The organism is Micromonospora sp. NPDC049900 (assembly GCF_044461025.1).
Lineage (GTDB): Bacteria > Actinomycetota > Actinomycetes > Mycobacteriales > Micromonosporaceae > Micromonospora.
In genome coordinates, this window is sequence record NZ_JBITKM010000005.1 from 305,649 (window position 1) to 317,936 (window position 12,288).

Below are 12,288 nucleotides of genomic sequence, written 5' to 3' on the forward strand. Positions count from 1 at the left end.
GTGGCTGACGGGGTCGGTCAGAAACGCAGACGCAGGTCGAGGTCGTTGACGTACTCCGGGAAGGGCACCGGTCCACCGAGCGGCCGGGCGACGACGCTCGACACGGCGGCCTCCTCGATGGCGACCACCAGGCTCGCCGCGTGCCTCGCATCGTCCCCGGCGACGAGCAGGCCGTGGTTGCCCAGCAGGACGCCGTACGTCTCGGGGTGGGCCCGGTAGGTGTCGGCGATGGCGCGGACCGCCTCGGCGGTGCCGCGCGGCGCCCACGGCGCGACCGGTACGTCCACGGCCTGGCCGTGCACCAGCAACGCCTCGTACCGGGCGGGCAGGCTGGTCGAGGCGAGCGCGTAGCCCGTGGCGTGGGGCGAGTGGGTGTGGATGACGGCGGCCACGTCCGGGCGGGCCTGGTAGACGCCGACGTGCATCTTCAGGATGGCCGCCACCGACGTGGTGGGCGTGCCGTACAACACCTCGCCGTCGAGGTTCACCACGACGACCTCGTCGTTCACGGTCCGCAGGGCGGGTACGCCGACGCGCAGGTCGTCGGCGGGCCACGGGCGCAGCAGTTCACCCGCGTTGATCGCGAGCAGGTCGTGATGGCCCGGCAACCGGACGCTGATGTTGCCGTGTCCGCTGGCGGACATCGCCGAGGCGGCGAAGATCCGGTTGACGGCGGTGGTGAGGTCGGTGCGGGCGGCGGCCAGTTCGTCGGTGCCGAACGGTGCGGCCCGTCGTGCCGAGGGGGTGGGGACGTGCTGGGTCATGGGGTGACTGCCTTGTCGTAGTCGGGGTGCCGGTCGACGCACCGTGCGGCGGGCAGGCGCGGGTCGCGTCCGTGGTCGGACGCGTACGTGTACCGGTGCGTGGGGGGTGGATGCCTTCGCGCGGGCCCCGGCGATCTGCGGCCGGGTCAGCGGCAGGGACAGAGCGCGCTGCCGGTGCGACCGTAGTCGACCGCGCGGCGGGCGGTCAGCGGCGTTGGCATAACCCTAGTATGCCCCTAGGATTTACAGGAGATCAAGCCGGTGCACGCTGTGACCTGCACCCCAGCCTCCACGCCGACCCCGCCCCCACACCGACGAGCCGCGACAGGACCCCCCACCATGCCCAAAATCAACGTCTACCTGCCCGACGCGCTCGCCGAGCGGGTACGCCAGGCGCGGCTGCCGATCTCCCGGATCTGCCAGACCGCGCTGACCCGGGCGCTCGACGGCGTGGACCGGGTCGCGCACGACGCGGTGTCCGACCTCGCACTGCCCGAGCCGGTCACGCTGACGCCGCCGCCGAACCACCACGTCGCGGCGATCCTGCGCCAGGCGTACGACGTCGCGGCGGCTCGCGGGTCGGCGGTCGTCGAACCGGTCGACCTCCTCCAGGCGTTCCTCGACGAGGGCGAGAGCCTGGTGCTGAACGCCGTCGACCTGCTCGGCTTCCCGGCCGCCTCGATCCAGGCCGCGATCGACGGAGCCGTCGGCCGTCGGCCGGGGCGGTCCCGCCCCTCGCGACGCCACGGCGGGGCCACGCCACCCACGCTGGGCGCCGGCGCCCGCACGACGTTGGCCACAGCCGCCACCCAGGCCGCCGACCACGGGTCCGCCACCATCGCCGGCAGCCACCTGCTGCTCGGGCTGACCACCGACGACGGCGCGGCCGGGGCAGTGCTGCGGGACGTGGGACTCACCGAGGTGGTCACCCCCGCCGTACTGTCCGCGCTCTACTACGGTGCGACCTTCGGTCGGGTGGCCACGGACCGGGACGCGGACACCGCCTCGCTCCGGATCATGATGTTCGACGTGCTCGAACGGCTCGACCGGCTGCACCAGCAGATCGCCGCGCCCGCGCCACGTCACTGAGGCCGCTTCCCGCTTCCGCTCACACTCCCGCTTCCCGCCGCGACGCCACGTCCCACCCCCGGGCAGTGGCCGCCGTGCGTCCCCTTTGCTCTGCTCCGACCGGCGGCGGCCGACATGAGCATGCGCTTCTTACACTCATATTGCCGCAGTCTTTCATTCGATGGTCGGAGTATTGCGAGTCCGTGTCCACGGCTGGCATCATGACCGTCGATTCACCCCCTGCCCTCGTAGGATTCGAAGGAGTGGTCGGCATGGCGCTCACCCGCCGCACCGTGCTCGGCTCCATCGCCGCCGGTTCCGCGCTCGCCGCCGTCGGCGACACGCTGCCCGCCGTCACCCCCGCCGCGTACGCGGCCAGTCCGCCCGGCGACGTGGTCGGCAAGGTCACCGTCGGCTACCAGGGCTGGTTCAGTTGCCCGGGTGACGGCGCCCCGATCGGCGGCTGGTGGCACTGGAGCAGGGACCGGTTCCAGCCGCCCTCCCCCGGCAACACCACGATCGTGTCCTGGCCCGACATGCGGGAGTACACGCGCGGCTACCCGACCGCGTACCCGAACCTCGGCGACGGTCGACCCGCGACGCTGTTCTCCTCCTACGACCAGCAGACGGTCGACACCCACTTCCGCTGGATGCGCGAGCACGGCTGCGACACCGCCGCGTTGCAGCGGTTCAACCCGTTCGGCGACGAGGGGCCGACCCGCGACGCGATGGCGGCGAAGGTGCGCGACGCGGCCGAACGACACGGGCGCAGGTTCTACATCATGTACGACGTCACCGGCTGGACGTCGATGCAGTCGCAGATCAAGCAGGACTGGACGACGCGGATGGCGGCGTACACCGCCTCGTCGGCGTACGCCCGGCAGAACGGCAGGCCGGTCGTCTGCATCTGGGGCTTCGGCTTCGCCGACGACGGGCGTCCGTTCGCCCCGGGACCCTGCCTCGACGTGGTCACCTGGTTCAAGGCGCAGGGCTGCTACGTGATCGGTGGGGTGCCGACCTACTGGCGGCAGGGCGTCAACGACTCCCGGCCCGGTTTCGGCGACGTCTACCGCGCGTTCCACATGCTCTCGCCGTGGATGGTCGGGCGCACCGGCACCCTGGACGGGTTGGACTGGTTCCACGCCAACGTCAACGTCCCCGACCTGGCCGACTGCGCCGCCCACGGCATCGACTACCAGCCCTGCGTGATGCCGGGCGACCTGTCCCAGGGGCACCGCCGGCACGGCGACTTCTACTGGCGGCACCTCTACAACATGGTCCGGCTCGGCGCGCAGGGCCTCTACGTGTCGATGTTCGACGAGTACAACGAGGGCAACCAGATCGCCAAGACCACCGAGACGCGGGCGAGCACGCCGGCCGGCGCGGGCATCCGCGCGCTCGACGAGGACGGCACCTTCTGCTCCGCCGACTACTACCTGCGGATCACCGCCGACGGCGGACGGATGCTGAAGGGACACCTGGCGCTCACCCCGGTGCGGCCCACCCCGCCGGTCGTCGGCGACGGACCACCGCCCGGCACCGACCTGGCCCGTGGTCGGCCCACCACCGCCAGTAGCAGTCTGCCGGCCTACCCCAGCCCGGCCACGGTCGACGGCGACCCGAACAGCTACTGGGAGAGCGCCAACCACGCCTTCCCCCAGTGGGTGCAGGTCGACCTCGGCACGGTCGGCACCGCCGGGCGCGTGGTGCTCCGGGTGCCGCCCTCACCGGCCTGGCAGACCCGCACCCAGACGCTCGCGGTGCAGGGCAGCACGGACGGCACGACCTGGACCACGCTGGTCGCCGAGGCCGGCCGGGTGTTCGACCCGGCGACCGGCAACCAGGTGACGCTGACCGTCGCCGCCTCGCCGACCCGGTACGTCCGGGTCCGGTTCACCGGCAACACCGGCTGGCCCGCCGGCCAGCTCTCCCAGTTCGAGGTCTACGCCGCCTGACCGTGCCCGGTCGCCTCCCCCACCACCGAGCAGAGACGAGTCACCCATGCACCGAGACAGATCCCCGGCCCGGCTGCGGGTGACCGCCGCCGTCACGGCCCTGGCCACCGTCGGCGCGATCCTGGCCGGGCCACCCGCCGGTGCCGCCGGCCGGCCCGACGCCTCGGGGCCGGTGGTGACCCGGGCCGCCCTCGATCCGGCCCTGGTCACCGGCCGGGGCGCGCGGGTCGCCTTCCTGGAGCAGGAGGCGGAGAACGCGACCACGAACGGCGAGGTGATCGGTCCCGACCGGCGGGCCTACACGCTGCCGTCGGAGGCCAGCGGGCGGCGGGCGGTGAAGCTGCGCGCCGGCCAGTACGTCGAGTTCGTGCTGCCGGCCGCCGCCAACGCGATCACCGTGCGCTACAGCATCCCGGACGCGCCCGGCGGCGGCGGGATCACCGCGCCGCTGGACGTCGCGGCCAACGGCCGGCACCTGCGCACCATGACGTTGACCTCGCAGTACTCCTGGCTCTACAACCAGTATCCGTTCACCAACGATCCCGACGCCGACCTGCTGCACCCGGACTGGTGGATCACCGAGTGCTCCTGCGTACCGGCCGAGACCACGCCGTACCCGAGCATCCAGAAGCCCTTCCGGCCCAGCCACTTCTACGACGAGGAGCGCCTGCTGCTCGGCCGCACCCACCGGGCGGGCGAGAAGATCAGGCTCACCATGCCGCAGGGCAGTACCGCCGCCTGGACCGTGATCGACCTGCTCGACTCGGAGCTGGTCGGGCCGCCCCGGGTCCGGCTGCGCGCCGCGAACGTGCTGGCCTTCGGTGCCGACCCCACCGGGCGGCGGGACGCGGCCCCCGCGATCGAACGGGCGATCGTCGCCGCCAAGCGTGCCAAACTGCCCGTCTACCTGCCGCCCGGCACCTACCAGGTGAACCGGCACATCGCCGTCGACGACGTGACGATCGAGGGCGCGGGCAACTGGTACACCGTCGTCAGGGGCCGCGAGGTGGCGTTGCCGACGCCCGCGCCGGACGGGTCGGTGCACACCGGCGTCGGTTTCTACGGCCGGGACGCCGCCGAGGGCGGTAGCCGAAACGTGCACCTGTCCGGGTTCGCGGTCCTCGGCGACGTCCGGGAGCGGATCGACACCGACCAGGTCAACGCCATCGGTGGCGCGTTCTCCGACTCCACCTTCCACGGGCTGCACATCCGGCACACCAAGGTCGGCATCTGGCTGGACGGCCCGATGCGCAACGTCCGGATCACCGGCAACATCATCGTCGACCAGATCGCCGACGCGGTGAACTTCCACACCGGCGTCACCGACTCGCTGATCGCGGAGAACTTCGTCCGCAACACCGGAGACGACGGCCTCGCCCTCTGGTCGGAGTCGACGGCGAACGCGCGCAACGTGATCGACCGCAACACCGTGCAGTCGCCGGTGCTGGCCAACGGCATCGCGATCTACGGCGGCACCGACAACACCGTCTCCCGCAACCTGATCGCCGACCCGGTCCGGGAGGGCAGCGCCCTGCACGTCGGCGCCCGCTTCGGCGCGGAACCGTTCGACGGGTATCTGCGGATCAGCGACAACACCACCGCCCGCGCCGGCACGTACGAGCTGAACTGGAACATCGGCCTCGGCGCGATCTGGTTGTACGCGCTGGACCGCAGCATCGACGCGCGCATCGAGGTGACCGGCGACGCGTACCTCGACAACACCTACAACGCGATCATGCTGGTCAGCGAGTGGGGCGTGAAGGACCTGTACGCGATCGACGGCGTGCACTTCCGCGACGTCCGGGTGGACGGCACCGGCACCTCCGTGGTGAGCGCCCGCACCGCCGGATCGGCCTCCTTCGCCAACGTCGACGCCCGGCACGTGGGCGCGGTGGGCGTCAACAACTGCGGCACGTTCCGCTTCACCCCGGCCGGTTCCGAGTTCCGCCTCACCGACCTCGGCGGCAACGACGGGGGCTGGCTGGCCGACTGGCTGTTGCCGAACACGCTGACCTGCGACGACCGTCCGCCGGTGGTGCCGCCACCACCGCCGGCCGGCTGGTGACGGCCGCGAGGCGTTCGCCCAGCCCGGCGTCCGGGTGCCGTACGGTGTGCCGATGACCGACTTGGTGGCGACCATCCGGCGGGTGTGCCTGGACCTGCCCGAGGTCACCGAACGCCCCAGCCACGGGACGCCGGCCTGGTTCATCCGGGGCCGGAAGTCCTTCGCCCAGGTGTGGCCGGACGGCCACCACCAGAACGACTTCCCGCACCTGTGGTGCGCCGCGCCACCGGGCTCGGCCGAGGAGCTGATCGCGTCCGCCCCGCAGACCTACTTCCGTCCGCCCTATGTGGGGCATCGGGGGTGGGTGGGTGTCCGCCTGGACACCGGTGTGGACGAGACGGAACTCGCCGAGGTCATCGAGGACGGGTATCGGGTGGTGGCACCCAAGACCCTGCTCGCCCAACTCGACGCCCGCTGACCGGCACGACCGTGGGCCCGGCCGACGACCGGGCCCACGGTACGGCGGTTCACTGGAACGACACGTCGTCCAGGTAGAGGCCGTCGGTGCCGGCCGCCGTCTCGACGTAGAGGCGGGCGCCGGTCAGGCTGCCGCTCCACGAGACCGTGGCGGTGCCGGTGAGCTGGGTCCAGCCGTTCGCGTTGACCGTGGCCGCCGGGGTGAGCTGTACGTAGCTCGTGGTGCCGTTGGCGGTCACCGCCAGCGTCGGCCGCACCGACGGGGTGCCGCTCTGCGACCGTACCCAGAGCGTCGTGGTGTACGTGCGGCCGTTGGTCAGCTTCGACGTCACGTCCTGGCTGGGGCCGTTCCACGACGCGGTACGCCCGGAGTGCAGCAGCGAGCGCGTGCCGCCCCGGACCACGCTGGTGTTCGACGCCAGCGTGCCGGCGCCGAAGACCGTCCAGCCGGTCGTACCGCTCTCCATGTCGCCGTTGGTGACCAGGTTGCCGCCGGTGCCGGTGCCGCCGGTGAACCGCCAGTTGTCGATGTTGAACAGGTAGCCGCTGCCGCCGGTGAAGCGCAGGTACAGGTCGCGGGTGCCGGTGGCGCCGCTGACGTTGCAGGTGGTGTTCGCCCAGTTCTGCCAGCCGCCGGTGCCCGGCACGGCACAGGTGCCGACCAGTGGGCCGGTGGTGCTGTCCAGCCGCAGCTCGATGTTCCCGCCGCTGGTGCCCGAGGCCACCCGGGCGGTGAAGGACGACGCACCGGTGCCGAACGCGACACCCTTGACCCGGATCCAGTCGCCGTTCTCGATGAACCCGACGTTCATGCCGCCCCCGCTGGACGCCTCGGTCTCGATGCCGTTGGCCCAGTCGATGGTCTCGGCCTCCTGCGTCACGTACGGGTTGAGCGTGCCCACCTGGGGTGGCCCGGCGGTGGTCATGTTCATCGTCGGGATCGACCCGTCGGCGTTGTAGCTGAAACGCTCCACCGCCACCGACCGGGTGTAGCCGCCACCGCCCGGCAGCGCGCCGTTGTGGTAGAAGAAGTACGAGTTCCCGGCGAAGTCGATGATGCCGGGGTGGTTGGTGAAGCTGCTGCCCTGCCTCGGCATGACCGTGCCCCGATAGGTCCACGGGCCGGTCGGGCCGGGCGCGGTGGAGTAGCCGATGAACTCCGAGCAGCACTCGGCGGCGAAGACGTTGTAGTAGACGCCGTTGCGCTTGTAGACCCACGGCCCCTCCTCGTAGAGGGTGGGTCGGCTCGCGTTGCCGGTCCGGGTGCCGAAGCCCGCCGTGGTCAGCGGGATCTGCGTCGGGCTGCCGGAGAACGAGATCATGTCGGCGTTCAGCCGGACGTACCACAGGTTCGGGTTGCCCCAGTACAGGTACGCCTGGCCGTTGTCGTCGATGAAGGCGTGCGGGTCGATCTCGTTGTTGCCGACCAGCGGCCGACCCAGCGCGTCGCGGAACGGCCCGGTCGGCGAGCTGGAGACGCCGACACCGATCACCATCTGCCCGTTCGAGCGCTGCCGCACCGGCACGTACCAGTAGAACTGGCCGTTGCGGGCGACCACGTGCCCGGCCCAGGCGTTCGCGTCGGCCCAGGCGAAAGTGCCCAGGTTCATCGGGACGCCGTGGTCGGTCCAGTTCACCATGTCCGCCGAGGAGAAGACCCGCCACTCCCGCATGGTGAAGTAGGTCGAGCCGTCCTCGTCGCGTCCGGTGTAGAGGTACACCCGGCCGTTGTGCACCAGCGGCGCCGGGTCGGCCGTGTAGACGTGCTGCACGAGCGGATTGTCCGCCTTCGCCGGAGCGGCGAAGAAGGTCACCAACATCATCGGAACCATCAGCCAGGCGATGCCACGTCTGGCTCTGGCGCTGCGCGGCAGCGCGGACACGAAGCTCACAACGGACTCCTGTAAGGGTGGTGGCGCGCTCGCCGGACCAGCCGTACGGGGACGGGAACAGCGGGGGCGAGCAGTGCCGGTCGACCGTGACCGAGGCGGTGTTAGCGAAAACATCAACGCCTCGGCCGCTCACCGGAGAGCTGCGGAAGCCGTGTTCACCTCCACCACCGATGGCAACGCTAACATGTGAGCGATCACACAAACAAGGATGACCATCTATCCCTTGCCGGGTCGGAGATGGGCCCGGCGCGGCCCCTGATCATGGCCGCCCGCCGACACCCGTTACGGTGGCAGGCGTGTCGACGTCGGTGCGGGTGACGGTGTGGTCGAGCTGACCTGGCACGGTCACAGCACCGTGTGGATCGAGGACTCCGGCACCAGGCTGCTCACCGACCCGCTGCTCCGCGACCGGCTCGCCCACCTGCGGCGGCGGCGCGGCACCACGCCCCGGCTACCGGACGCGCCGGACGCCGTACTCGTGTCGCACCTGCACGCCGACCACCTGGACCTCGCGTCGCTGCGTCGGTTGCCCCCGGCCACCCGCCTGGTGCTGCCGGCCGGGGCCGCGCCGCTGGTGCGGCGGGCGCTGGGCACCACCGCCGACCGGTACACCGAGTTGACGCCCGGCGAGGCGACCACCGTCGGCGAGGTGACCGTCACGGCCGTGCCCGCCGCCCACCCCGCCGGACGCGGCCCCTGGTCACGGCACCGGGCCCCGGCCATCGGGTACCTCGTCGAAGGGCGAGCCCGCACCTGGTTCGCCGGGGACACCGGACTCTTCACCGAGATGGACTCGCTCGGTCCGCTCGACCTGGCGCTGATCCCGGTCGGCGGCTGGGGACCCACGCTCGGCCCGGGTCACCTCGACCCGGAGGGCGCGGCCGAGGCGGCCCGGCGGGTCGCGGCGGCGTGGGCGGTGCCGATCCACTACGGCACCTTCTGGCCGATCGGATGCGACCGGGTCCGGCCGGACCGCTTCTTCGCGCCCGGCGACGACTTCGCCCGGCACGCGCGACGGATCGCCCCCGACACCCGGGTACGCGTCCTCGAGCCGGGTGAGTCCCTCACCGTGCCCGGCTCATGACCGAGATCCTCGGCACGCTGGCGTGGCTCACGCTGGTGGTGCTGTTCGGCGCGGTCGTCCCGGTGGTGCCCACCGGTGCGGCGGTCAGCGGGGCCGCCGCGCTCGCCGCCCACCAGGATCCGGTGACCGTGCTCCTGGTCGTGCTCGCCGGGGCGCTCGGCGCGTACCTCGGTGATCTGGTGGTCTTCGCGGTGCTCGGCTGGGGCGGCGAACGCATCGCCCGGCGGCTGCGCTGGCTGCGCGGGCCGCAGCGACTGGACCGGATGTCGGCGCGGGTCCGCGAGGGCGGCGTGCCGATGCTCCTGGTCTCCCGGCTGGTGCCCGGCGGCCGGCTGCCGGTGCTGCTGGCCGCGGCGATGGCCGGCATGACCTGGCGACGGTTCGCCGTGGCCAACCTGCCCGCCACCCTGCTCTGGTCGGTCCTCTACGCCATGATCGGCGTCCTCGGCCGGGCCATCTTCCCCGAACCGTGGCAGAGCGTGCTCGCCGCGATCGTGCTGGTCCTGCTGATCACTCAGGGGTTGAGCCTGCTGGGGCGACGCCGGCCCGAGCCGCTCCATCCACCGGCGACGCCATGACCGGTATCCGCCGCCCCGCCTCCCCCGGAGCGGGCCGCGCCACCGCATCCGACGGCTCGGGCCCGGCCGTTCTGCCGGCACCCTCCCCCGCCTCGGAACGGGTCACCGCGTCGGCCCCGTCCGCCGGGTCGTCGGGGCCGTCGGGGCTGCGCAGCCCGAGCCGGGACAGCCAGTCGAGCAACTGACGGTGCACCGCGTCCGGGCCGACCAACTCGCCCTCCTGCGGCCAGTCGGCCGGATGCACCAGCAGCGCGTCGTTCTGCCAGCCGCCCAGCCCGCCGTGGCTGCCGACGAGTTCCTCGAAGGCGGTCACCTCCTCCAGGCCGGGGTCCACCGCACTGATCAACACCAGGTCACCGACGTGGTCCATGTCCTGGTGCCGCAGCAGGTCGTGCCGGGCCCTCGGCCCGTACGGCGTCAGCGGGTCGTCACCCTCGACGTGCCCGTCGGACAGGCGATGGGTCCCGGACCGGCCCACCGCGAGCGGTCCGGCGGCCGAGTCGACGACCACCATCCCGACGCCGGGATGCGCGGCCAGACCCGCCACCAGCCCCGGCGTCACCTCGTCGATCCGTTCGCGGGTGAGCCGCCCCGGATGCCGGGTCAGATAGACCATCGCCAGGTTGCCGGAGGCCACCACCACGGTCTCCGGTTCGGTACGCGTCGACGCGGCAGCCCGCTCGTGCGCCCGATGCGGCGGCGGGTGCGGGCCGCGTGCCGTCGCCGGGCGGGCCCGGACCGCCATCCGGGTCGCGGTGGCGGTCACCCCGCTGCGGCCGGAGACCTCGCTGAGCAGGGTGTCCACCCGGGCCCGCTCCTCGGCGTTGCGGGTGGTCTCGTGCTCGCCACCGGCGAGAGTCGTGTCCCGGCCCGGCCCGCGTGGGCGGCGTCGCGGCACCGGAACGGGTTCGGCCGCACCCGGTGCCACCAGCCGGGACACCACCTGGGTCAGGGACTCGCCGTACCGCTGGCGGAACGTGGCGCCCTGACTCTGGCCGTGGTCGCTGAGCACGACGATGTGGTAGCGCCGGGTCGCCTCGGCGGCCAGCCGTTGCAGGATGCCGAGCGTGTGGTCGAGCGACTCCAGCGCGGCCATCGCCTCCGGCCGGGCCGGGCCGGCGTGGTGGGCCACCTCGTCGTAGTCGACGAAGTCGCAGAAGATGACCGGGGCGCCCCGGGCCATCTGCTCGGCGATGAGCGACACGTTGAGGTCGTTGAGCAGGCTGGCCAGCGGACGCAACGCCAGGTACGAGCCGCCCCGGTCAGCCCGGGGCAGTACACCGCGCACCCGTCGCCGCCGCGCGGCGTGCAGTTCCCGCAGCACCTGCCCGGCACCGAGCACCACCGTCCGGGCGAAGCCGTACGGGCTGGTCATGAACGCCGCGTAGCCGGCCGTGGAGCGGCCAGGCAGCCCGGCGCGACTGACCGTCAGCAGGGTGGTGGGGGCGTCACCGGAGAAGGCGGTGCTGATGCTCACCCCGCCGTCGCGCAGCAGTCCCCGACCGGTGGACAGTCGCCGCTCGACCTCGGCCGCGTCCCGGGGACGGCTGGTCACCACGAGCCGCCCGGCCGGGGTGGTCCCGTCCGGGCCGGGCGGTGCCTTCTCGTACCAGCGGTAGGCCGGCACCCGACCGAACTCCCCGTGCAGCAGGCCGGCCTGGGCGGCGGGCGTGGTGGCGGGCAGTCCGGTGTGCCAGCGGGTCATCCGGTGACTGCGCGACCGCAGCCACCGGCCCATGGTGGGCAGGTTGCCGGCGCGCACCGCCCACTGCACCACCGGTGCGGCCACCCCGTCGAGCTGGACGACGAGCAGGCCCTCGGGCGGGGCGTCACCGACCGCGTCCCGCCGGGCCGGCGCGCGGCGGCGCCAGCGCCACCAGCGGCGGCCGTCCCGGTCGGTGGACCGCCGGACCCGGCTCATCAGCCGCAGCATCTCGCTGACGAAGGTGTCGTCGGTGCCGGCGTCGGCGAGCCAGTTGACCGCGGCGGCCAGGGCCACGGCGAGCCAGGCGGCGGCGAACGCGACGGCGAACCCGGCGACGTGCGCCTCCGGGGCCAGTTGCAACGCCACGTACATGACCACGGCCTGGACGCCCACACCGATGGTCAGCGCACCGAGACCGCCGAGCGCGGTGGCCAGGGCCAGCAGCACCGGGCGCAGCACCGCACCGACGCCGGTGACCAGGGCGACCAGCCAGAGCAGCCCGACCAGGCCGCTGATGGTGACGCCGGGCAGCAGCCAGAACGTCACGCTGAGCACCAGGAACGAGGCCGCCATGCTGCGCACCAGGGCGCGGACCCGGGCGAAGGTCGGCCGGTAGTCGCGCAGCACCCGCAGGGCGACCCGGACGGGTTCGGGCAGAGCGCGGCGCTCGGCATCCACCTGCGGTTCCATGTCGCCACCATGTCACACGGCACCAACAAGATCGAAAAGCCGGACCCGGCTTCCCGGCCGGTGGCGGGCG

9 protein-coding genes are annotated in these 12,288 nt (G+C 72.7%); 6 read left to right on the forward strand and 3 right to left on the reverse strand.

Going from position 1 to position 12,288, the window contains the following annotated elements; genetic code table 11:
- Positions 1–17 precede the first annotated feature (17 nt).
- A complete protein-coding gene (locus ACIBMZ_RS15265) occupies positions 18–764 on the reverse strand; it encodes a class II aldolase/adducin family protein (protein WP_396694030.1) in 747 nt (248 codons plus the stop codon).
- Between the two features lie 339 nt (positions 765–1,103).
- Here ACIBMZ_RS15265 and ACIBMZ_RS15270 point away from each other — a divergent pair, with 339 nt between their 5' ends.
- From ACIBMZ_RS15270 to ACIBMZ_RS15285, 4 genes are all read left to right on the forward strand, one after another.
- Positions 1,104–1,853, forward strand: a complete 750-nt coding sequence (locus tag ACIBMZ_RS15270; protein ID WP_396694032.1) for a Clp protease N-terminal domain-containing protein — start codon at positions 1,104–1,106, stop codon at positions 1,851–1,853.
- 251 nt (positions 1,854–2,104) lie between these two features.
- Positions 2,105–3,787, forward strand: a complete 1,683-nt coding sequence (locus tag ACIBMZ_RS15275) for a discoidin domain-containing protein (RefSeq protein WP_396694034.1) — start codon at positions 2,105–2,107, stop codon at positions 3,785–3,787.
- 46 nt (positions 3,788–3,833) lie between these two features.
- Positions 3,834–5,852, forward strand: coding sequence for a glycosyl hydrolase family 28-related protein (locus ACIBMZ_RS15280; RefSeq protein WP_396694036.1), 2,019 nt, complete (start codon positions 3,834–3,836; stop codon positions 5,850–5,852).
- Between the two features lie 52 nt (positions 5,853–5,904).
- The gene (locus tag ACIBMZ_RS15285) at positions 5,905–6,270 is read left to right on the forward strand and encodes an MmcQ/YjbR family DNA-binding protein (protein WP_396694037.1); all 366 of its coding nucleotides are present in this window, start codon (positions 5,905–5,907) and stop codon (positions 6,268–6,270) included.
- Between the two features lie 49 nt (positions 6,271–6,319).
- Here ACIBMZ_RS15285 and ACIBMZ_RS15290 read toward each other — a convergent pair whose 3' ends face one another.
- Positions 6,320–8,161, reverse strand: a complete 1,842-nt coding sequence (locus ACIBMZ_RS15290) for a family 43 glycosylhydrolase (RefSeq protein ID WP_396694039.1) — start codon at positions 8,159–8,161, stop codon at positions 6,320–6,322.
- Positions 8,162–8,483: 322 nt separating this feature from the next.
- On the opposite strand from ACIBMZ_RS15290, the gene ACIBMZ_RS15295 reads away from it, so the two are divergent.
- Together ACIBMZ_RS15295 and ACIBMZ_RS15300 are read left to right on the forward strand one after the other, a co-directional pair.
- Positions 8,484–9,245 (forward strand): MBL fold metallo-hydrolase, encoded by a 762-nt coding sequence (locus ACIBMZ_RS15295; protein ID WP_396694041.1) that lies wholly within the window; start codon positions 8,484–8,486, stop codon positions 9,243–9,245.
- Positions 9,242–9,823 (forward strand): DedA family protein, encoded by a 582-nt coding sequence (locus ACIBMZ_RS15300; RefSeq protein ID WP_396694042.1) that lies wholly within the window; start codon positions 9,242–9,244, stop codon positions 9,821–9,823. The genes ACIBMZ_RS15295 and ACIBMZ_RS15300 overlap by 4 nt, the downstream gene beginning before the upstream one ends.
- Here ACIBMZ_RS15300 and ACIBMZ_RS15305 read toward each other — a convergent pair.
- On the reverse strand, positions 9,756–12,218 hold the full coding sequence (locus ACIBMZ_RS15305; protein WP_396694044.1) for an alkaline phosphatase family protein: 2,463 nt from the start codon (positions 12,216–12,218) through the stop codon (positions 9,756–9,758). The genes ACIBMZ_RS15300 and ACIBMZ_RS15305 overlap by 68 nt on opposite strands.
- Between the last annotated feature and the right edge of the window lie 70 nt (positions 12,219–12,288).